The following is a 21,221-nucleotide window of genomic DNA, read 5'->3' as shown; positions in this document are numbered from 1 at the left end:
ATCCCGGGGGGCTTTCAGAGGTATGGCGGCGTGGCCGACAGCTCGGAGAGGTCCGCGGCCGAAGCACTCGGGAGCGCCATGGAGCACGTGAACTGCACCATCGCACACGGACATCGGGAAAGCATTGAAGGAGTGTTGTGATGAACAGGTCGGACGTGGACGCACGGTCGGTGGCAGTGATCGGCATGGCCTGCCGGCTCCCCGGCGCATCAGGGACCGATGAGCTGTGGGAATTGCTCCGGGACGGTGTGGACGTCACAAGCGAGACACCACCTGAACGTTACGACGTGGACGCCCTGTACTCCCCGCAGCCGAAGCCAGGGATGATCGGCAGCCGCCGCGCCGGTTACGTGGACGGAGTGGCGGAGTTCGACGCGGAGTTCTTCGAGATGTCCTCCACCGAGGCGGTGGAGCTCGACCCGCAGCAACGGCTGCTGCTGATGACGGCCTGGGACGCCCTGGAAGACGCGGGTCAGCGACCCGACGGGCTGGCAGGCAGCCGGACCGGGGTCTTCGTCGGCAACGCGCGCGCCGACTACCTGGAGATGCAGTTCCGCCAGGGTCTGGAAGCGGTGACGGCCTCGCAGTTCAACAACTTCCGCTCGCTGCTGCCGGCCCGCCTGTCCTACGTCTTCGACTTCCGCGGACCCAGCATCGTGGTGGACACGGCCTGCTCCTCCTCACTGGTGGCCGTCCACAGTGCCGTGCAGAGCCTGCGCGCACGCGAGAGCCCCCTCGCGCTGGCCGCGGGTGTGAGCCTCAAGCTCCGCCCGGATGAGGGCGTCATGATGACGCAGGCCGGTTCCCTGGCCGCCGACGGCCGGAGCAAGTTCGGCGACGCGAGCGCTGACGGCCACGCGCCGAGCGACGGAGTGGGTGTCGTCGTCCTCAAGCTTCTCGCCGACGCCCTGGCCGACGGCGACCGGATAAGAGCCGTCATCCAAGGCAGCGCGGTCAGCAACGACGGCCGCACCAGCGACTCGCTGCTGAACCCGTCGCTCACCGGGCAGATCGAGGCGCTCCGGTGGGCGTACGAGGATGCCGGAGTGACCCCGGCCGACGTGGACTACGTCGAGGCGCACGGGGTCGGCTCACCCACACTCGACCCGCTGGAGCTCAGCGCACTGGGCGAAGTCCTGGGTGAGGGACGGCCATCGGATCGACCCCTGCTCGTCGGCTCGATCAAGACGAACATCGGCCACGCGGAGGCCGCCGGCGGCATGGCCGGGCTGATCAAAGCCGTGCTGTGCATGGAACACGGTCAGATCCCACCCAGCCTCCATCTCAACACCCCACATCCCCGGATTGCCTGGGACGAGTTGCCGCTGGAGATACCGGGGAAGCTCTACGACCTGCCCGACCGCGACCGGCCGGCCATCGCGGGGATCTCCGGACAGGGCTCCTCCTCCCTCAACGCGCACGTGGTGATCCGGCAGGGCGACACCCGCCCGGCCGACGACCCGGCAGCGGAGAGTGGCACGCCGTACGTACTGATGCTCTCCGCCCGCACCCCCGCAGCGCTGGAGGCCCTGGCCCGTTCGTACACCGATTACCTCGGGCCCGACGGACAAGGCGCCACCTTCTGTCTTCGCGACATCTGCTACAGCGCAGCCACCCGCCGTCAGCACCACGAACAGCGCCTCGCAGTCATCGGGTCCTCCCACCAGGAGCTGGCGGCCGCGCTCGGCGGAGCCGGAGGAACACCGGCATCAGGCGCGACTCCCGCGGCACCGGCACCGGCACCGGCCGCGGCCGCGGACCGCTACTGCAGGGGCGAAACGGTGGCCTGGGACGAGGTGTTCGGCGAAGATGGCCGCTTCGTCCCGCTGCCCGGCTACCCCTGGCAGACCAAGCGCTACTGGCCCGGCGAGGACCGGGACGAGGACACCGGCGACCTGGCTGCCTGGGTGCTGCGCGAGCACGCACGCACCCCCTTCGACGACGGCTCCACGCTCGACGCGATCGGGATCGACTCGCTGGCGAAGCTGCGGCTCATCGTGCAGCTGTCCAAGAAGTCCGGCCGTGACGTCGACCCCGAGGATTTCGCCAAGCTGCGCACGGTGGGCGCACTGCGCGAGTGGGTCCACGCACTGGAGGCGCACGCGTCATGAGCAATCCCCAGACCGCGTATGCGTGGTTCGCCCGCTCCGCCGCCACCTTCGGTGACGACTGCACCGCCCTTGAAGTGGGCGAGGAGCGACTGACGTACAGCGAACTGCGCGACCTGGCGGAGCGGCTCGCGGCCCGGCTGGTCGCAGCCAACGGCGGCGCCGCGCCCCGCCGTGTCGGGCTGCTGGCAAGCCGCTCGGTGACCGCGTACGCCGGCTACCTCGCCATCCTGCGGACCGGCGCGGCCATCGTGCCCCTCAACCCGGAGCACCCGCCCGCCCGCACCGCCGAGATCGCCGGGGCCGCAGGTCTGGAGCTCGCCCTTGCCGATACTTCCGGAGCCGGCGCCGACCTCGGGATACCCATGCTCGTGGTGGGCCCCAAGGAGCTGGAGGCTCTGACGAGCGAGCCGCCCCCCGAACTGTCCCACCCGGAAGCGGACCCGGACGATGTCGCCTACATCATCTTCACGTCCGGGTCGACCGGCACCCCCAAGGGAGTGCCGGTCCTGCACCGCAACCTCTCCGCCTACCTCGGCCATGTGGCGTCCCGGTACGACGTCGGGCCGGGCAGCCGGCTCTCGCAGACCTTCGACCTCACCTTCGACGGCTCGGTGCACGACCTGTTCGTCGCCTGGGCATCCGGAGGCACGCTCGTGGTACCGATGCGCAGCCAACTCCTGTCACCGGTGAAAACCATCAATGCCCAACGGCTCACCCACTGGTTCTCGGTGCCGTCACTGATCACCTTCGCCTCACGCCTGGGCACGCTGGCGCCCCGCAGCATGCCCACCCTGCGCTGGAGCGTGTTCGGCGGCGAGCCGCTGCCCCGGGCGGCGGCACTGGAATGGCAGGCGGCCGCGCCCGACAGCACTCTGGAAGTCCTCTACGGCCCGACCGAGCTCACCATCTCCTGCACCGCCTACCGGCTGCCTCGCAACCGGGCGGACTGGCCGAGAACAGCCAACGGGACGCTGCCGATCGGGACTTGCTACCCGACGCTGGATCTCCTCCTGCTGGACGAGAACGGCAGACCGGCCGAGACCGGCGAGCTCTGCATCCGCGGTCCGCAAAGGTTCCCCGGCTACCTGGAACCGGCCAACAACGTCGGCCGGTTCCTGCCCTTCGACAGCGGCGTAGCCGCCCTTCCCCAAGCTCTCGGTTCCGCTCGAGCAGGGGAGACCCCGATCGACACCGCAGCCACGCCGCTGACCGATCAGCACTGGTACCGCACCGGAGACCGGGCCACCATGCACGACGGCTACCTGGTCCACCTGGGACGGACCGACCACCAGGTCAAGATCCGCGGCCACCGGATAGAGCTGGGGGAGATCGAGTCCATGCTCAGGGAGCAGCCCGGCGTACGCGACGCGATCGTCCTCGCGGTGCACGCACCTGACGGCGAACCGGAGTTGGAGGCCGCGGTCAGCGGCGCCGAGTGTGCGATCGACGAGCTGTACGCCGCACTGGGCGACCGCCTGCCGCCGTACATGCTCCCGCGCCGGATCGTCATCCTCGAAGAACTGCCGCTCAACCCGAACGGCAAAATCGACCGGCACGCCCTGCTGACCGAACTCGGGCGCCGTAACTGAACCGTCCCTCGTCCGGAGCTGCCGCCCGACGCTGCCCCCCACGCGGCATCGCGGCTTCCACCCAGTCCCGATGTCTGTGAGGCACGCACATGTTCGACGCCATCGTGGTAGGGGCGCGCTGCGCCGGAGCTCCCACAGCCATGCTGCTCGCCCGCGCGGGACACCGGGTACTCATGCTCGACCGGGCGGCGTTCCCCTCCGACACCCTCTCCACCCACCTCATCCACCAACCCGGGGTCGCGGCACTCGCCCGGTGGGGCCTGCTCGAGTTCGTACGAGCCTCGGGCTGCCCGCCCCTTGACCGCGCGGTCTACGAAGTGGCCGACATCCGCCTCGAAGGCTGCGCCCGAGGCGTGGAGGGACAGCGCGCCGGATACGCCCCCCGACGCCATGTCCTGGACGCCATCCTGGTGAACGCGGCCGCCGCGGCGGGCGTCGACTTCCGTGACCGGACCTCGGTGACCCGCCTCCTGCGCGACGACACCGGACGCGTCATCGGCGTGGAGGGCAAACACCGCGGCCGCTCCTTCAGCGAACGAGCCCACCTGGTGATCGGCGCGGACGGCATGCGCTCCACGGTCGCCAGGCTCAGCCGGGCGCGCTACACCGTTCAGGACCCGAAGCTCACGTGCGCCTACTACGCGTACTGGGAAGACGTGCCGGCCGCCCTCGAACTCTATGAAAAACCCTCGAGTTGGGTGGCCGCCGTACCGACCAACGACGACGCGACCCTCGTCCTGGCTTATTTCCCGCAGTCCCGATTCGAGGAAGTCCGCACCAATACGCGCCACGCCTACCTGGGACAGATACGCACCACCGCGCCGGCTCTGTACGAGCGGCTCCACGGAAAGCGCCGCATCGAACGTCTTCGCGGCACAGGCGACCAGCAGAACTTCTTCCGACAGGCGACCGGCCCGGGCTGGGCCCTGGTGGGCGACGCCGGACACCACAAGGACTCCATCACCGCTCGCGGGATGAGCGACGCGTTTCTCCAGGCGGAGAGCCTCGCGCGGCGTGTGGGTGGCCGGCTCTGCGGCGATCCGCAGCAGCTCGACCAAGCACTCCAGGACTACGCCGAGGACCGGGATGCCTCGCTCACCCCCGGCTACGAGTCCACGCTGGCGGTGGCGCAACTGGCACCGCACGAGCAGCGCCTCTCACTTCTGCGCGCGGTGGAGACGGACCCGGACCTCACAGCGATCTATTTCGACATGGTCGCCGGAATTGAGACCGTCAGCGCCCTTTACACCCCAAAGCTGCTGGCCCTCCTGTGACCAGCTCCCCATGCATGATGTTGACGCACGACGCATTACAAGCTTCACCCGACCGAAGCATTCATGTGAGGGGTGCGGCATGATCCTGGTACGGTTCAACCGACCGCCGTCCTTTGGTGACGGTGAGTCAGGGCGCCGCGTACGGGGGAAAGTTGGGCGTTTTTGACCGACCCTTACTGCCATCATTGTTTCGCTGCCGTACGAGGAATCAGATGCCAGGCACCCGCGACCGGCGGACAAGTCACAGGTCCGCCCCTCGCAGATCTCTCCGATTGTCGTTCGCCCTGCCCCTTGTCGTTCCAGCGCTCTTCCTCACCGGAATGTGGAGCTACACGGCGGCGGGGCTTGTCGACGAGCACATCCAGCTGCGTGCCGATGTGGACAGGGTCGCGTCCGCGGGCCGGCCCGCCCACGATGTGCTGGCCCGTCTGCAGGACGAGCGCCGGCTCACCGCCGCCTGGCAGGCCACACGCGCCAGCTCCTCCCGCGCCGCCCTGGACGACGCCCGAAGCAGTACGGACTCTGCCGTCGAGGAGTTCCGCCGCAAGTCCCCCTCCGGGCTGGACACCCCGGCGCTGAAGAGCCGGGCCAAGGAACTGAGCGACTCGCTGGACACGTTGTCCGAGCGTCGCGACGCGATCGACGGGCGCACCCTCACCGGTGCCGACGCCTTCCAGTACTTCACGGACACCATCGCTGACGGCGCGGGCCTGCTCACGGCGGCCACCCGGACCGACGACGGGCGCACCGCGCACGCCGTCGCCGCGACGTCCCTGGTGCAGGTCGCGGAGATGCTCTCACGCGAGGATGCTCTGATCTCCGCCGCGCTGCCGTCCGGCCGCATGGCCGCCACGCCCCGCGCTCAGTTCAGCCAGTACCTGGCGATCCAGCGAGAGGCCCGCAAGGGCCTGGCCACGGGTGACCTCCCCGCAGAGGATGCCACCGCCCTCGAACGCATCAACGACAGCCCGCGGTGGACCTCACTGGCATCGATCGAAGACGCTGTGGCGATCAGCGGCACGAAACTGCCCAACCAGGCCACGGCGTGGCCGGACTCCGCCGACACCGTCGTCGACGATCTGCAGAAGCTGAACTCGGACTCCCTCGAGAACTTGGCCGACACCGGCACGGAACGAGCCGACGGCCTCTTGCTGGGGCTAATTCTGGGCACCATCGCCACTCTGGCCGCCCTCGTGGTCGTCGGGGCGCTGGCGGTACGCGTCTGGCGCTCGGTGATCAGCCGGCTCTCTCAGCTCCAGCAGAAGACCGAGGACTTGGCCGGTACCCGGCTGCCCCAGCTCGTCGCCCAACTCGAGCGCGGAGAACCAGTAGACCGGACCGTACTTCCTCCTCGCAGGCACCACGCCACCGACGAGTTGGAACGGCTGGACGCGGCAATCGACCACCTGGCACACGTCGCCGCGGACACCGTCGTCCATCAGTCCCTCGGCCGTGAGGGAACGGAAAAGGTCTTCTCCAAGCTCATCCGCCGCACCCAGACCCTGATCCATCGGCTCATCTCCCTCCTGGACGACCTCGAGCGCAAGCACGAGGACTCGGACCTGCTGAAGGACATCTTCAAGGTCGACCACCTCGCCACCCGTGTGCGGCGCCATTCGGAAAACCTTGTGATCCTCGGCGGATCCCCGCCCACCCGCCGCATGACCGCGCCTGTTTCCATCACCGACGTGATGCGCAGTGCCGTGGCGGAGACCGAGCACTACACCCGGGTCAAGGTGAAGAACCTCCCCCCGGGCCGGCGGGTTTCTCTCGCAGGCCGGGCCGTCGCCGACGTCACCCACCTGCTCGCGGAGCTCATCGAGAACGGCACGAGCTTCTCCCCGCCGGACACCCAGGTGTTCGTCAGCGCGACGAAGGTCGCAAGGGGTCTGGCGCTCCATGTCGAGGACCACGGGCTCGGAATGCCGGAGGACCACCGCGTCGGCGCCAACCAGCTTCTGGCCCACCCGCCCGAGCTCGACATGATGACGCTGGGCGCGGACCCGCGCCTCGGGCACTTCGTGGTGGCCCGGCTGGCGGAGCGACACAAGATCAAGGTGGAACTGCGCGAGTCCGTCTACGGCGGGACGCTCGCCATCGTGCTCCTGCCGGCAGCTCTGCTCGAGGAGCACGAATCCCCGCTGATGGAGCAGCTCAAATCGGCGGCCTCAGCAGCCTCGGCGGCCAACGTGCTGGGCGGCAGTGCAGACGCCGCCATGCAGGCGCAACCCCAGGACAGCCACGGGTATCCGGAGTACGGAGGTGCAGGTCTGTTGCCGGCCGCATCAGCTCACCCGGGAGCGCAGGCTCCTGCGCCGCAGGAGTGGACGCCTCCGCAAGGGCATCCGGACCCCGGAGTCGGGCATCCCGACCCCGAAGTCGGGCATGCGGACCCAGGAGTCGGCCATCCCGAACCCGCCATGTACAAGGACGCACAGGATGCATCAACCCCACCACTGGTGACCCCTCGTGTCCTGCCACAAAGGACACGAGGAGCGAGCCTCGCGCAGCAGTTGCGCAAGGAGGCGGCGCATGCGCAAACCCAGCAGGATGACGAGAGCGAGCCCGGCGCAATCTCCCCCGGCGAGTCAGCCCGCACCATGATGGCTATCCAACAAGGGATGAAGCGGGCCCAGATCTCTGAGCCCGACGAGTCGGGCGGTGCGGACAGTCAGGCGGAGTCGCGTGGCCGCAGCGCCAACTAGCCGGAGCGCCAACTAACTGTGAGGGAACATTCAGTAATGACTGAGCAGGTACACGCCGCTCCCCAGCTGGACTGGCTTCTGGACAGCCTCGTGGACCAGATTCCAGAGATTCGCTGCGCCATCGTGCTGTCCGGGGACGGCCTCCTCATCGGCAAGTCGAAGGACCTCGGCCGGGACGACGCCGAGCACCTGTCCGCGGTCGGATCGGGGATGCACAGCCTCGCCCGTGGCGCTGCGCGCCACTTCCACGGCGGAGAGGTGCAGCAGACGGTCATTCAGATGGAAAAAGCGTTCCTCTTTGTCACCGCCGCCGGCCGGGGAGCGCGGCTGGCCGCGATCGCCTCCGAGGAAGTGGACGTCGGGATGATGGCCTTCGAGATGGGCACGCTCGTCAAGCAGGTGGGCAAGTACCTCAGTGCCGCGCCCCGCGTACAGGCCCCCTCCCGCGGTCACATTCAGGATGCCTGACTCGCGATGGTTCGACGACGAAGGGGCCGGACGCCACGTCCGGCCGTACGCCATTACCGGCGGACGTACCCGCCACAGTCAGCACACTTTCACGCTGATCACGCTGGTTGTCACACGGTCCCTCGATGAGGTCAACCAGGAGCCCCTGGAGCCGGAGTCGGCCGAGATCCTGCATTTCTGCCGGGATCGCGCGGTGGCAGTCGCCGAGATAGCCGCCCACCTGGACCTTCCGGTGAGCGTGGTCAAGGTTCTCTGCGGGGACCTGCTCAACGACTCGATGATCTTGGTCCAGGCGCCGCCTTCGGAGGCGGACAAACCGAGCGTGGAACTCATCGAAAGGGTGATGGATGGTATCCGCCAGCTCTGAGCCGGTCATGCCGACAGCAGTGAAGATCCTCATTGCGGGCGGCTTCGGCGTGGGCAAGACCACCATGGTGGGCTCGGTGAGCGAGGTGCCGCCGCTGGAGACCGAGGAGCGCATCACAGAGGCGAGCCTGGGGATCGACGATCTGGCAGGTGTGGAAGGCAAGTATTCGACCACCGTCGCCATGGACTTCGGCCGGATCACCATCGCCCCGGAGCTGGTGCTCTATCTGTTCGGAACGCCCGGCCAGGACCGCTTCTGGTTCATGTGGGACGACTTGGCTCTCGGCGCCCTGGGAGCCGTGGTCCTCGCCGATACCCGACGTCTGGATGCCTCCTTCGCCTCAGTGGATTTCTTCGAGGAGCGTGACATCCCCTTCGCCGTGGGCGTCAATTGCTTCGACGGCAGACGGGAATGCACGAGCCGGCAGGTGCGCGAGGCACTGGCCCTCGAACCCACCACACCCGTCCTCCTGTGCGATGTCCGCGATCGCCGCTCCAGCAAAATGGTGCTCCTTTCCTTGCTGGAAGTGGCGAGAGCACAGGCATCCGCCCGCCTGGCGCCTGTGCCGGCGGCCGACCCGGCCGCATGGAGGCCGATGTAGGGCTGCGGCCCTGGCCGGTGATGCATTCAGCGCTGTGGCCCGACCGGAGCCCTGCCCCTGGACGGGCGAGCGATAGCGACGTGGTCGGCGTAGCAGTGGACGGTTTGGACCGGCCGCACGGATGCGGTTGAAGCGGCCCTCGAACTCGTCCGCACGGCGACCGCACGGCGACCGCACCGGACTTCTCGGCTTCAGTGGCGCCCTCCACGGCATGACCGCCGGCGCTCTCGACGCGGCGATCATGACCGGGCCGCTCATCAGATTCCGCAGTCTCACCGGAATGTGATTGATCGTCAGATGCGGGGCTGGAGCTGCTCCGGACGGGTGCTTCTGGCGGGGATCCCGGTGAATTCCGGTGATTCGACCCCGGGGATTTCCGGGCGAGCGGCAGCACGGTGCGACAGTCGGCGCGCGAGAAGCGCAGGCCGCCATTGGTGACGGTGTCAGCTCCGCTGCAGTCACCCGCATCCACCCGACGGTGAAGGCGCGCGGCCGGGCCAGAAGGAGTGGGATGAGCAGAATCAGAGAGCGGGACGCATGCTGAACAACCGCATTCAACGGCGTGCCCTCACCCTCGTCAGCAGCATTCTCCTCGTGCTGCAGACGCTTGTGTTCCTCGGACCCGCGCCGGCATGGGCGGGCGAAGACCAAGCGGTCGACACCGGCTTCGAGCCGCACAACGCGACGGCCAATCCCCGCATGCCGTCGCAGGTCGCCGTCATGCGGGGATGTACGGTCCGCATCGACAACAACTTCGGCACGGACGGCTTCCCGATCACGCGGACGTCGACCCTCCCATGCTTCGGCGACCCGTCCCTTGCCTTCGACTCACAGGGGCGCCTGTTCGTCACCCATCTCTCATCGAGCTTCAACACCACCCCCAATCGCTTCGGGGTGGGGGTCGCTCGGATCAACGACCTGACGACGACGGGGAACCAGACCTACACCCCCGTCCAGGTGAGCGGGAACAGCCCGAACAACCATGACAAGCAGTGGCTGGTGGCCGACGCCAACCCCACCAGCCCCTACCGGGACAACCTCTACATCGTCTGGTCGCACCTCGGCGCTCCGTGGCAGATCCAGTTCTCCCGATCCGTGAACGGCGGCACGAACTGGTCGGCGCCGAGCGTCCTCTCCGCGGCCGGAGAGGGGAACGTCTGGCCCTCCCACGCGGCCGTCGGCCCGAACGGCGACCTCTATGTCGCCTACCACGCCGACACGTGCGCCGAAGGGACCGACGGGGCGGCCGGCCAGGGCACCGTACAGCTCCTCCGCGACGGTTCCGGCGGGGCCGACTTCGCCGCCGGCACTGTCCCGCAGAAGACCACGGCGTTCGGGCTCGGAGAGGCGAGCGTCTCCTGCAACGTGCAGGACGCCTCGGGCGGTGAGATCCCGGGGACCGACTTCTGGCTCCAGGGCACGATGCAGCCATGGGTGCTGCCCGACCCGGCCCGGCCCGGCAACGTCTACGTCGTCGCCAACGACGACCCCAACAACAACTTCGGGAACGGTGACGACGGTGACGTCCGCGTCGCCCGCTCCACGGACAACGGCGTCACCTTCGGCACACCCGTCAGGGTCGACAACGGGCCGGGTCAGACCCTTGCGGTGATGCCCACCGCGCACATCGACCAGGACGGGAATATCGTCGCCCACTGGTACGACAACCGCAGCGGCAGGCGGAACGGCGGCACCGGGCCGAACGGGAACAACAACTTCCTGCTCGAGCTCTACGGGACGACGAGCCGGGACGGCGGAGTGACCTGGGCGCAGGACTTCAGGATCAGTGACGCCCCCTTCGACCCCGACCTCAACGCCCGGTGCCGTTTCGGGAACAACCCGAACTGCGGCACCGTGACCGCATCCACCGAGCAGACCCTGCGCATCGGCGAGTACAACGGCGTGTGGACAGTCAACGGAATCGGCTACGCGACCTGGACCGGGAACGCCACCCCGCCTACCGGCGCAAACCCGGCCCAGGGAGCGCAGACCACCTACTACGACACGTTCTCGCTGCTCGGGGCCTTCCCCGACACATTCGAACCGAACGAGTCGACCGACACCGCCGTCGCCGCCGCACTCGGCTCGAACGACAGGTTCAACAAGGGGCGGCTCACCCTGCACAGCGCGACCGACGTCGACTTCTTCAGGATCGAGCCCCGCCACACCGGACACCTGCACGCCGAAATCGCCTTCAACGAGGTGATCTCCGAGCTACAGGTCCGCGCGTACGACAAGTTCGGCAACGAGGTCGCCACCGGAACCATCGCGGAGACCAGGCCGGGCAGTTCGACCAGCAAGCTCGCGATCCCGGTCGTCAAGGACCGGCCGTACTTCATCGCGGTCAGCGACAGCGGCATCAGCGACCCGACCGAGCCGGGTCAGGCGTCGCCGACCGATCCGCCGGAAGCGACCTATGACCTCGCCGTCGTCAACCGCGCGGCCCCCGAACCCTTCGGCCTCGACCTCAAGCGCGCGTCGGACTCGGGCCGGGTCGACAATGACGATGTCACCAATGTCACCGGACCGGAGATCCTCCTCAGAGTCGACGACTCGGAGTTGCGAGCCGCGGGCATCGAGCTGTCGCCGGAGAACGGCACAGCCGCCCTCGAGGACGACGCTCCCGGCTACAAGGTGTCCGTCGAGCTTGACGGACAGCGCGTCGGCCTCGCACAGCCGGTGGACCCGACGCTAAAGCCAGGGGCGTACGAGATCGACCTGGACCCCGTCCTGGTGGAAGGGGAGCATCTGATCACCGCCGAGGTACTGATCGTCGACCCGTCCGACGACCCGGACAGCGCCGGCATCCTCCACGAGACCGGCTCGGGCAAGGAGAGCGCGAACGCGTTGGCGATCACGCTCGACACGACCGCACCGGCCGCACCGCTCAGCGCCCCCGACCTGTTGTCGTCGAGCGACACCGGTGGCAACGAGATCGACAACATCACGACGATCACCAAGCCCGCCTTCCAGGGCTCGTCGGTCGAGCCGAACGCATTGGTGCGGCTGACGGCCGATCCGCCGGCCGGGGGGCCGTCCGTGGTCGGCAAGGACACCGTCACCTCGGGCGGCGACTACGAGGTCGTCAGCGATCCGCTCGACGACGGGACATACGACATGGCCGTGCGGTTCGAGGACCTCGCCGGCAATGTGAGCCCGGCGTCACCGTCCCTCCAGGTGACCATCGCCAACCAGTCGCTCACGCTCCCGGGCGCGACCGAGGACGTGCTCGTCGACGTCGACCAGGGCACTGTTACGGGCTACCCCGGCATCCCGGGCGGCTTCGTCGGTATCCGTGGGATCCCGGTGGTCAACCTCGACGCAGCCGGTAACGGCCTGGCCGTTCAGGGCGGAGCAGGCGACGAGTCGCTGACGTTCACACCGACGAGCGCCAATGGCGGGCGTCTGACCCGGACGAACTCGTCGCAGGTGCTGAACCTCTCCGGAGTGACGGGCGACGTGGCGATCAACCCCAAGGGCGGCGACGACGAGGTCACCATTGTGGGCACCACAGGAGCCGATTCGGTCCTCGGCACCGTGGACCTGCTGACCCTGCTCCGGGTCGAGGGGCTGCTGGGCCTCGCGATCACCACGGGCGAGACCGAGCGGATCGGCGTCACCGCGCGCGGCGGCAAGGACACGGTGGACCTCACCGTCATGGACACGGTCAGCGCCCTGCTGTCCGTCGACTCGGGTCCCCCGACCACGGCCGCGCCGCCGCAGGGGGACAAGCTGGTCGTGCGCAGGGGCTCCCCCTGGGGCTTGCTCAGCCACGCGCCCGGCGGGCCGAACACAGGAGCGGGCTCCGTATTCGTCAGATACCCGCTGACGACCGGAGCCGAGACGCGCATCGACTACGCGGAGACGGAACGCGTGACGCTGGAGCACTAGAGCACGCAGCCGAACGCGCAGCGGCCCTCGTGGCCGTCATGAGCTGCGCCCTGCCTTGATCACCGGGCAGGGCGCAGCGTGCGCTCCGCCTAACCGGCAGGACATCGCGGCCGCGTACCGATGCAGGACTGCGCCCCTGGCCGGCAGCGAGGCATTCAGCGCTGTGGCCCGATCGGAGCCCTTACCCTGGACGGGTGAGCGGTAACGACGTGGTTGGCGGAGTAGTGGACGGTTTGAAGACGTACGAGGTGCGCACCTACGGGTGCCAGATGAACGTTCACGACTCCGAGCGGCTGTCGGGCCTGCTTGAGGACGCCGGCTATGTCCGGGCGCCCGAGGGTGCCGACGGTGACGCCGACGTCGTCGTCTTCAACACCTGCGCGGTCCGGGAGAACGCCGACAACAAGCTGTACGGCAATCTCGGCCGGCTCGCGCCGATGAAGACCAAGCGGCCCGGGATGCAGATCGCCGTCGGCGGCTGCCTGGCCCAGAAGGACCGCGACACCATCGTCACGAGGGCGCCGTGGGTCGACGTCGTTTTCGGCACGCACAACATCGGCAAACTGCCGGTGCTGCTGGAGCGCGCCCGTATCCAGGAAGAGGCGCAGATCGAGATCGCGGAGTCGCTCGAGGCCTTCCCCTCGACGCTGCCGACCCGCCGTGAATCCGCGTACGCCGCGTGGGTCTCCATCTCGGTCGGCTGCAACAACACCTGCACCTTCTGCATCGTCCCGGCGCTGCGCGGCAAGGAGAAGGACCGCCGGCCCGGCGACATCCTGGCCGAGGTCGAAGCGCTCGTCGCGGAGGGCGTCTCCGAGATCACGCTGCTCGGCCAGAACGTCAACGCGTACGGCTCCGACATCGGGGACCGCGAGGCATTCAGCAAGCTGCTGCGCGCCTGCGGAAACATCGAGGGCCTGGAGCGGGTCCGCTTCACCTCGCCGCACCCGCGCGACTTCACGGACGACGTGATCGCCGCGATGGCCGAGACGCCGAACGTCATGCCGCAGCTGCACATGCCGCTCCAGTCGGGCTCGGACCCGATCCTGAAGGCAATGCGCCGCTCGTACCGGCAGGAGCGCTTCCTCGGGATCATCGAGAAGGTGCGCGCCGCGATTCCGCACGCCGCCATTTCCACCGACATCATCGTGGGCTTCCCCGGCGAGACCGAGGAGGACTTCGAGCAGACCATGCACGCGGTGCGCGAGGCCCGCTTCGCGAACGCGTTCACCTTCCAGTACTCCAAGCGCCCCGGCACCCCGGCGGCGGAGATGGACGGCCAGATCCCCAAGGAGGTCGTCCAGGAGCGCTATATGCGCCTGGTCGCCCTCCAGGAGGAGATCTCCTGGGAGGAGAACAAGCAGCAGGTCGGCCGGACGCTGGAGGTCATGGTCGCGGAGGGCGAGGGCCGCAAGGACGGCGCCACGCACCGGTTGTCGGGGCGCGCCCCGGACAACCGTCTCGTCCACTTCACGAAGCCGGACGAGGACGTGCGCCCGGGCGATGTGGTGACCGTCGAGATCACCTACGCCGCCCCGCACCACCTGCTGGCGGAGGGCGCCGCGAAGTCCGTACGACGCACCCGCGCCGGCGACGCTTGGGAGAAGCGCAATGCCGCCGAGGCGGCGAAGCCGGCCGGAGTGATGCTGGGACTGCCCAGGATCGGTGTGCCGGAGCCGCTGCCGGCGGCTGCGGCTCCGGGGTGCGGCTGCGACTGACGGACGGACGCGGCGTGCGGCGCATGCCCGTCGCCCGGGCCGGGACCTGGGCACGGACGCCGCCTGACTATGGACGCAGGCCTGACTATGGACGCCGGCCTGACCGCGGACGCCGGTCTGACCACGCATTAGGCTGGCGATCATGCTTGTCGCCGCCGCCGTGTGCCCCTGCCCGCCGCTGCTCGTGCCCGACGTCGCCGCGGGTGCCGCGCCCGAACTCGACGCGGCGCGGAGCGCGTGCGCCGACGCCCTCGGGGTGCTCGCTGCCGCCCGGCCCGACTCGCTGTTCGTGGTCGGCCCCGCCGGGCAGGACGGCCGCGGTACGCACCTCGCGGGCGCGACCGGGTCCTTCCACGGCTTCGGTGTGGACGTCGATGTACGGCTCGGAGTCGGCCCGGGTCAGGAGCGCCCGCTGCCGCCGTCCCTGGCTGTCGCCGCCTGGCTGCTCGGCCGCGCGCAGTGGGCGGATGCCCCGGTGGAGGGTCTCGGCGTCGGCGATCCCCTCGCCGGTGACCGCTGCCTGGCCCTCGGGCGGGAACTGGGCGCCCGGGCGGAGCGCGTCGCGCTGCTGGTGATGGGCGACGGCAGTGCGTGCCGCACGCTCAAAGCCCCCGGCTATCTGGACGAGCGGGCGGCCGACTTCGACCGGGAGGCGGCCCGGGTACTGGGCGCGGCCGATGTCGATGCGCTCAAGGCGCTGGACGAGTCGCTGGCGTACGAACTCAAGGCGGCGGGCCGGGCTCCCTGGCAGGTGCTCGCGGGAGCCGCCGAGGGGGCGGGCCTGGCCGGGCAGCTGCTCTACGAGGACGCCCCGTACGGCGTCGGCTATTTCGTGGCCGCCTGGTCCTAGCGGTTCCCGTTCCGGTGGCGGAATCCGCTCCGGCGGAATGTGTACCGGCGGAATCCGGTCTGGCGGACCCATGACGGCGGAAGGCCGCGGAACGAGTTGTTCCGCGGCCATCCGCCGGTGAATGTCAGGAAGCCGGCGGCGTAGCGCCGTCGTCCTTGTGGGTGCCGTCGTCCTTGTGGGCAATGCGGCCCAGGGCATCCTTGGCCTTGCCGGTGCCAGACTCGATCTTGCTGCTGTACTTGCCCTTGGTCTTTGCGTCGACCGTTTTCGCGGCCTTCTCCAGACCGTGCTCGATCTTGCCCCCGTGCTGCTGCGCGAGGTCAGAGACCTTGTCCTTGGCCGGGGCGAGCTTGGCCTTCAACGTATCCATGAAGCCCATGGGGCACCTTCCCTCGGGGACTATTTGCGGGCGCCCTCGCCGGCTTCGTTGTCCGCCGCCTCCTCGGCCGACTGCTGCTTCGGAATCTCCACGCCTTCGGCGGCCGCGGTCTCGGAGACCCCGGCATCCGCGGTTTCTGTGACCTCATCCGCAGCGCCCTTCGACGCCTCCGCCTCGGAACCGCACTCAACCGGGGAGTCGGCCGTCAGAGTACTGGCGGTCTCCTCCTCGGTTGACGCCTCGGCGGTCGTCTTGGGCTTACGAAGAAACCGTGAAAAAACGCCCATATCTGCTCCATAGCCTACTCGTGTGGGCGAAGTTCCGCGTCGCCCCGAGCGTCCCATTGCGCCGCCCGCGGGCACCGGTCGAGAAACCGGCGTTCGGAACCTCGCAACAGCCAACGAACCCGCACTCGTGCCGTCACCTCGCTCGTTCGGGGACATGTCCGCGGGTTTGCGAGACTGGGGCAGTGAGAAGCGCAGCTCCCGCCCCGCGGGTCATCGCAGTTGTCGGCCCCACCGCGGCCGGAAAGTCCGATCTGGGCGTTTTCCTCGCCCGGCGGTTGGGCGGCGAAGTCGTCAACGCCGACTCCATGCAGCTCTACCGAGGGATGGATATCGGCACCGCAAAACTGACGACCGACGAGCGCGGCGGGATCCCGCACCAGCTCCTCGACATCTGGGACGTCACCGAGACCGCGAGCGTCGCCGAGTACCAGAAGCTGGCCAGAGCGGAGATCGACCGCCTTCTCGCCGAAGGCCGTACGCCCGTCCTCGTCGGCGGCTCCGGGCTCTACGTACGCGGCGCCATCGACGCCCTCGAATTCCCCGGCACCGACCCCGTGATCCGCGCCCGGCTCGAGGAGGAGCTGACGGGGCACGGCTCCGGCGCCCTGCACGCCCGCCTCGCCGCCGCCGACCCCGAGGCCGGCAAGGCGATCCTGCCCAGCAACGGCCGCCGCATCGTCCGGGCCCTCGAAGTCATCGAGATCACCGGCAAGCCCTTCACCGCCAATCTTCCCCGCCATGACGCCGTCTACGACACGGTCCAGATCGGCGTCGACGTGGCCCGCCCCGAGCTCGACGAACGCATCGCGCTGCGCGTGGACCGGATGTGGGAAGCGGGCCTCGTCGACGAAGTGCGCGCGCTGGAGGCGCAGGGTCTGCGCGAGGGGCGCACGGCATCGCGTGCGCTCGGCTACCAGCAGGTGCTCACGGCGCTCGCGGGGGAGTGCACCGAACAGGAGGCGCGCGAGGAGACCGTGCGCGCCACCAAGCGCTTCGCGCGCCGCCAGGACTCATGGTTCCGCCGGGACCCGCGTGTGCACTGGCTGAGCGGCGCGGCCGGGCACCGGACGGAACTTCCGCATCAGGCGCTGACGTTGGTCGAACGAGCGGTCACAGCCTGATCACGTGATGGCATCGGGACGCTCTGCCCGTCATTCCGGCGCCCTGGAGCGTGCCATCATCGAGCATCGATCGACGTGGAGTCCGAGTTGGGAGGGCGCGTGGCGATGGAGGCCGGCCCTCGCGACACAGAACAGGAACGGCGAGACGCAGCGGACAGCGCGTCCCGTCTGAGTCCGGACGGGCCTGACGAACAGGACGTGTTGGCGGACGAGGTCGAGGTCGAACTGCGACCGCAGCGCAGGCTGCGGATCTGGCAGCTCGCTCCCATCGTGATGCTCGCTGCCGTCGGCTCCCTGATGTTCGCCTTCCCGCTCGCCTTCGGCACCGGCGACGGCGGCGCGGTCGTCGCCATGCTGGGCCTGCTGATCAGCTGCTGCGCCGCGGGCTGGGGTGTGATGGCCGCCCGCCGCGTGGGCCACACCTGGCCGGGACTGCCGCCCCGCGGCTCCGGCGAGCGCGCCGACTGGCGAGTCATCGCCCTGTACGTCGGCGTGGGCGCGGTGCTCGTCGCGCTCGCCGTCTGGCGAGTGGCCCGGCTCCGCTGACTGCGGGTCGAGTGGCCGGGCTCCGCCGAATGCGAGTCGATCGGCCCCGCCGACCATGGGGCGAGCCGCCCGGCCCTGCCGAGTGTCCGAGGGGCCTCGTACGATGGACCGCGTGAGCACCTCGCAGACCTCGCCGATCGCCTTCCTCAAGGGCCACGGGACCGAGAACGACTTCGTGATCGTCCCCGACCCGGACAACGCCGTCGACCTGCCCGCCCCCACCGTCGCCAAGCTGTGCGACCGCCGGGCCGGCATCGGCGGCGACGGTCTGCTGCGTGTCGTACGGTCCGCTGCGCACCCCGAGGCGCGCACGATGGCCGAAGAGGCCGAGTGGTTCATGGACTACCGCAACGCAGACGGATCGATCGCCGAGATTTGCGGCAATGGCGTACGCGTCTTCGCCCGCTATCTTCAGCGCGCGGGCCTCGTCGAGGTGGGTGACCTCGCGGTGGCCACCCGCGGCGGCGTCAAGAAGGTGCACATCGCCAAGGACGGTGACGTCACGGTCTCCATGGGCCGCGCGCTGTTGCCCGAGTCGGGCGTCACGGTCACCGTCGACGGCCGCAGCTGGCCCGCCCTGAATGTGAACATGGGCAACCCCCACGCGGTCGCCTTCGTCGAGGACCTGGACCACGCCGGGAACCTTCTCTCCGTGCCCCCCTTCAGCCCGGCGTCCGTCTACCCGGACGGGGTGAACGTCGAGTTCGTCGTCGACCGCGGCGAGCGCCATGTCGCCATGCGTGTGCATGAGCGTGGCTCCGGCGAGACCCGCTCGTGCGGCACGGGCGCGTGCGCCGTGGCTGTGGCGGCCGCCCGCAGGGACGGCGCGGACCCTTCGGTCACCGGCGCCCCCGTCACGTACACCGTGGATCTGCCCGGCGGGCGTCTGGTGATCACGGAGCGGCCTGACGGCGAGATCGAGATGACCGGCCCCGCCGTGATTGTCGCCGAGGGACACATCGACCCCGTCCTCTTTACCTAGATCACCCCGGTAAGGACCGAAACCGTGATCGCTTAGAGCTTCGCTCGAATGGGTGATCCGTTTCACGCTGAGCGAGAGCCGGACTGCGCCACGTGGTGGGCTCGGTAGCATCAAGCACCGGCCCGGAGGGCGCGCCTGTCCTTCCCACCGCCGGTCGAAGCTGCCGGAGGTGCCCCATGAGTGCAGAGGCCGCCAACCCTGGTGCCCACAGTCGCAGACGTGGGCGTCCCAGGATCGACCTCCGCAGGCTTGGCCGTGCCGCGCTCCTCGGGCCCGCGTCCCGCGACCGGCTGCCCGACGCGATCGGGCACGTGGCAGAGGCGCATCGGGCACACCACCCGGAGGCCGACCTCGCCATCCTGCACAAGGCGTATGTCCTGGCCGAGACCTCCCACCGCGGACAGTTCCGCAAGAGCGGCGAGCCCTACATCACGCACCCGCTCGCCGTCACGCTCATCCTCGCCGAACTGGGCGCGGAGACCACGACCTTGACCGCCTCACTCCTTCACGACACAGTCGAGGACACCGAGGTGACGCTCGATCAGGTACGGACGGAGTTCGGCGCCGAGGTCTGCTATCTGGTCGACGGCGTCACCAAGCTGGAGAAAGTCGACTACGGCGCGGCAGCCGAGCCCGAGACCTTCCGCAAGATGCTCGTCGCCACCGGCAACGACGTCCGCGTGATGTCGATCAAACTCGCCGACCGGCTGCACAACATGCGCACCCTCGGCGTGATGCGCCCCGAGAAGCAGGCTCGCATCGCCAAAGTCACCCGCGACGTCCTCATCCCCCTCGCCGAGCGGCTCGGAGTCCAGGCGCTCAAGACCGAGCTGGAGGACCTCGTCTTCACGATCCTCCACCCGGAGGAGTACGAACGCACGCGCGCCCTCATCGCGGACAACGCGACCGCCTGGGACGCTCTCGACGCCATCGCCGAGAAATTCAGGACAGTGCTGCGGGACGCCGACATCGCGGCCGAAGTCCTCATCAGACCCCGCCACTTCGTCTCCGTGCACCGCGCGCGGCTCAAGCGCGGCGGGCTGCGCGGCACGGACTTCGGACGGCTGCTCGTGCTGGTCGGCGAGGACGCCGACTGCTATGGCGTGCTGGGCGAACTGCACACCTGCTTCACCCCGGTGATCTCGGAGTTCAAGGACTTCATCGCCGCCCCGAAGTTCAACCTGTACCAGTCGCTGCACACCGCCGTCGCAGGGCCGGACGGCGCGGTCGCCGAAGTCCTCATCCGTACCCACCAGATGCACAAGGTCGCCGAGGCCGGAGTGATCGCCCTCGGCAATCCGTATGTGCCCCCGGAAAGTGCAGCGGGGACCGAGCCGGCCGACGGCGAGCGCGCCGACCCCACCAGGCCCGGCTGGCTCTCCCGCCTCCTGGACTGGCAGCAGTCCACCCCCGACCCCGACACTTTCTGGACCTCCCTGCGCGCGGATCTGGCGCAGGACCGCGAGATCACCGTCTTCCGCGCCGACGGCGGCGCGCTCGGTCTGCCGGCCGGTGCGAGTTGTGTGGACGCCGCCTACGCGCAGTACGGCGACGAGGCGCACGCCTGCATCGGCGCGCGCGTCAACGGCCGTCTGGCGACGCTCAGTACGGTGCTGAGCGACGGCGACACCGTGCATCTGCTGCTCGCGCAGGACGTCCAGGACGCCGCTTCCGGCCCGTCGCCCGAGTGGCTCGACCATGCCCGCACACCCGCCGCGCGCATCGCCATCACCACCTGGCTCGCAGCGCATCCGGAGGGCGCGAACGTCGCGGCGGCCGCCCCCCGCAGACCCGCGCCGGTCACCGCCGACCGGCCCGCCGCCGCGAACGCTGTCGTCGACCTGCCGGACGCGACCGTACGACTCGCGGGCTGCTGTACGCCGGTGCCGCCCGACGCCGTCACCGGCTTCGCGGTACGCGGCGGCACCGTGACGGTCCACCGGAAGGAGTGTCCCGCCGTGGCCCGTATGAAGTCCCTCGACCGCGAGCCCATCCCGGTGCGTTGGGGCGACGCCGCCGAGTGTCGCGTCACCCTGATCGCGGAGTCCTTCGGCAGGCCGCGACTGCTCGCCGACCTCACCGAGGTCATCGCCACTGAGGGCGCGGCGATCGTGTCGGCGACCGTCGAGCCGCCGAGCGAGCAGCGCGTACGGCACACGTACACCCTTCAACTCCCGGACGCCGCAGGCCTTCCCGCCCTGATGCGCGCCATGCGTGATGTGCCGGGGGTGTACGACGTGAGCCGCGCCCAGCATCCGGCGGCCACCGCCTGACCTCGTTCGGGTGGGCACGGCGCGCGCCGTCATGGTCATCGCCGGGCGCGCTGATAGCC

At 69.3% G+C, this 21,221-nt stretch carries 16 protein-coding genes; 14 read left to right on the top strand and 2 right to left on the bottom strand.

Features of this window, described 5'->3' with window-relative positions; all coding sequences use genetic code 11:
• Positions 1-140 precede the first annotated feature (140 nt).
• The 10 genes from ACFYWY_RS21170 to ACFYWY_RS21125 all read left to right on the top strand — a co-directional run bounded on the left by ACFYWY_RS21170 (position 141) and on the right by ACFYWY_RS21125 (position 15,574).
• A complete protein-coding gene (locus tag ACFYWY_RS21170) occupies positions 141-2,111 on the top strand; it encodes a beta-ketoacyl synthase N-terminal-like domain-containing protein (protein WP_389188733.1) in 1,971 nt (656 codons plus the stop codon).
• A complete protein-coding gene (locus tag ACFYWY_RS21165) occupies positions 2,108-3,700 on the top strand; it encodes an amino acid adenylation domain-containing protein (protein WP_389188730.1) in 1,593 nt (530 codons plus the stop codon). Before ACFYWY_RS21170 ends, ACFYWY_RS21165 begins: the two co-directional genes overlap by 4 nt.
• Before the next feature lie 89 nt (positions 3,701-3,789).
• On the top strand, positions 3,790-4,974 hold the full coding sequence (locus tag ACFYWY_RS21160) for an NAD(P)/FAD-dependent oxidoreductase (protein WP_389188727.1): 1,185 nt from the start codon (positions 3,790-3,792) through the stop codon (positions 4,972-4,974).
• 272 nt (positions 4,975-5,246) lie between these two features.
• Positions 5,247-7,679: a nitrate- and nitrite sensing domain-containing protein gene (locus tag ACFYWY_RS21155; RefSeq protein WP_389188724.1), complete on the top strand. Its 2,433-nt coding sequence runs from the start codon at positions 5,247-5,249 to the stop codon at positions 7,677-7,679.
• Positions 7,680-7,715: 36 nt separating this feature from the next.
• Entirely contained in the window at positions 7,716-8,147 is a 432-nt protein-coding gene (locus tag ACFYWY_RS21150; protein ID WP_389188721.1) for a roadblock/LC7 domain-containing protein, read from the top strand.
• A complete protein-coding gene (locus tag ACFYWY_RS21145; protein ID WP_389188718.1) occupies positions 8,140-8,514 on the top strand; it encodes a DUF742 domain-containing protein in 375 nt (124 codons plus the stop codon). The genes ACFYWY_RS21150 and ACFYWY_RS21145 overlap by 8 nt, the downstream gene beginning before the upstream one ends.
• Positions 8,495-9,115: an ATP/GTP-binding protein gene (locus ACFYWY_RS21140; protein WP_389188715.1), complete on the top strand. Its 621-nt coding sequence runs from the start codon at positions 8,495-8,497 to the stop codon at positions 9,113-9,115. The genes ACFYWY_RS21145 and ACFYWY_RS21140 overlap by 20 nt, the downstream gene beginning before the upstream one ends.
• 594 nt (positions 9,116-9,709) lie before the next feature.
• Positions 9,710-13,006, top strand: a complete 3,297-nt coding sequence (locus ACFYWY_RS21135; RefSeq protein WP_389188712.1) for an Ig-like domain-containing protein — start codon at positions 9,710-9,712, stop codon at positions 13,004-13,006.
• Positions 13,007-13,230: 224 nt separating this feature from the next.
• Positions 13,231-14,724: a tRNA (N6-isopentenyl adenosine(37)-C2)-methylthiotransferase MiaB gene (gene miaB, locus ACFYWY_RS21130; RefSeq protein ID WP_389188837.1), complete on the top strand. Its 1,494-nt coding sequence runs from the start codon at positions 13,231-13,233 to the stop codon at positions 14,722-14,724.
• Between the two features lie 142 nt (positions 14,725-14,866).
• Positions 14,867-15,574: a class III extradiol dioxygenase subunit B-like domain-containing protein gene (locus tag ACFYWY_RS21125; protein ID WP_389188708.1), complete on the top strand. Its 708-nt coding sequence runs from the start codon at positions 14,867-14,869 to the stop codon at positions 15,572-15,574.
• Positions 15,575-15,698: 124 nt separating this feature from the next.
• On the opposite strand, the gene ACFYWY_RS21120 is transcribed toward ACFYWY_RS21125, so the two are convergent.
• Together ACFYWY_RS21120 and ACFYWY_RS21115 are read right to left on the bottom strand one after the other, a co-directional pair.
• Complete coding sequence (locus ACFYWY_RS21120) at positions 15,699-15,953, bottom strand: antitoxin (protein WP_389188705.1); 255 nt, start codon at positions 15,951-15,953, stop codon at positions 15,699-15,701.
• A 20-nt stretch (positions 15,954-15,973) separates the two neighbouring features.
• Positions 15,974-16,240 carry a hypothetical protein gene (locus ACFYWY_RS21115; protein WP_389188702.1) on the bottom strand — a complete coding sequence of 89 codons (267 nt, stop codon included), beginning with the start codon at positions 16,238-16,240 and terminating at the stop codon, positions 15,974-15,976.
• Between the two features lie 182 nt (positions 16,241-16,422).
• On the opposite strand from ACFYWY_RS21115, the gene miaA reads away from it, so the two are divergent.
• The 4 genes from miaA to ACFYWY_RS21095 all read left to right on the top strand — a co-directional run bounded on the left by miaA (position 16,423) and on the right by ACFYWY_RS21095 (position 21,162).
• A complete protein-coding gene (gene miaA, locus ACFYWY_RS21110; RefSeq protein ID WP_389188699.1) occupies positions 16,423-17,361 on the top strand; it encodes a tRNA (adenosine(37)-N6)-dimethylallyltransferase MiaA in 939 nt (312 codons plus the stop codon).
• A 99-nt stretch (positions 17,362-17,460) separates the two neighbouring features.
• On the top strand, positions 17,461-17,907 hold the full coding sequence (locus ACFYWY_RS21105; protein WP_389188691.1) for a hypothetical protein: 447 nt from the start codon (positions 17,461-17,463) through the stop codon (positions 17,905-17,907).
• A 103-nt stretch (positions 17,908-18,010) separates the two neighbouring features.
• Entirely contained in the window at positions 18,011-18,889 is an 879-nt protein-coding gene (gene dapF, locus ACFYWY_RS21100) for a diaminopimelate epimerase (protein WP_389188688.1), read from the top strand.
• Positions 18,890-19,065: 176 nt separating this feature from the next.
• Positions 19,066-21,162, top strand: coding sequence for a RelA/SpoT family protein (locus ACFYWY_RS21095; protein WP_389188685.1), 2,097 nt, complete (start codon positions 19,066-19,068; stop codon positions 21,160-21,162).
• The last annotated feature ends 59 nt before the right edge of the window (positions 21,163-21,221 follow it).

It is taken from the genome of Streptomyces sp. NPDC002870, assembly GCF_042888505.1.
Taxonomy (GTDB): Bacteria; Actinomycetota; Actinomycetes; order Streptomycetales; family Streptomycetaceae; genus Streptomyces.
Note: the sequence above shows the minus strand (reverse complement) of the source record. Positions and strands in the feature narration are given on the sequence as shown.

Bases quoted from the DNA above. Each gene is read 5' to 3' on its own strand.
- ACFYWY_RS21170 (WP_389188733.1), top strand. From the start codon at position 141: ATGAACAGGTCGGACGTGGACGCACGGTCGGTGGCAGTGATCGGCATG.
- ACFYWY_RS21165 (WP_389188730.1), top strand. From the start codon at position 2,108: ATGAGCAATCCCCAGACCGCGTATGCGTGGTTCGCCCGCTCCGCCGCC.
- ACFYWY_RS21160 (WP_389188727.1), top strand. From the start codon at position 3,790: ATGTTCGACGCCATCGTGGTAGGGGCGCGCTGCGCCGGAGCTCCCACA.
- ACFYWY_RS21150 (WP_389188721.1), top strand. From the start codon at position 7,716: ATGACTGAGCAGGTACACGCCGCTCCCCAGCTGGACTGGCTTCTGGAC.
- ACFYWY_RS21145 (WP_389188718.1), top strand. From the start codon at position 8,140: ATGCCTGACTCGCGATGGTTCGACGACGAAGGGGCCGGACGCCACGTC.
- ACFYWY_RS21140 (WP_389188715.1), top strand. From the start codon at position 8,495: ATGGTATCCGCCAGCTCTGAGCCGGTCATGCCGACAGCAGTGAAGATC.
- ACFYWY_RS21125 (WP_389188708.1), top strand. From the start codon at position 14,867: ATGCTTGTCGCCGCCGCCGTGTGCCCCTGCCCGCCGCTGCTCGTGCCC.
- ACFYWY_RS21120 (WP_389188705.1), bottom strand. From the start codon at position 15,953: ATGGGCTTCATGGATACGTTGAAGGCCAAGCTCGCCCCGGCCAAGGAC.
- ACFYWY_RS21115 (WP_389188702.1), bottom strand. From the start codon at position 16,240: ATGGGCGTTTTTTCACGGTTTCTTCGTAAGCCCAAGACGACCGCCGAG.
- dapF (WP_389188688.1), top strand. From the start codon at position 18,011: ATGGACCGCGTGAGCACCTCGCAGACCTCGCCGATCGCCTTCCTCAAG.
- ACFYWY_RS21095 (WP_389188685.1), top strand. From the start codon at position 19,066: ATGAGTGCAGAGGCCGCCAACCCTGGTGCCCACAGTCGCAGACGTGGG.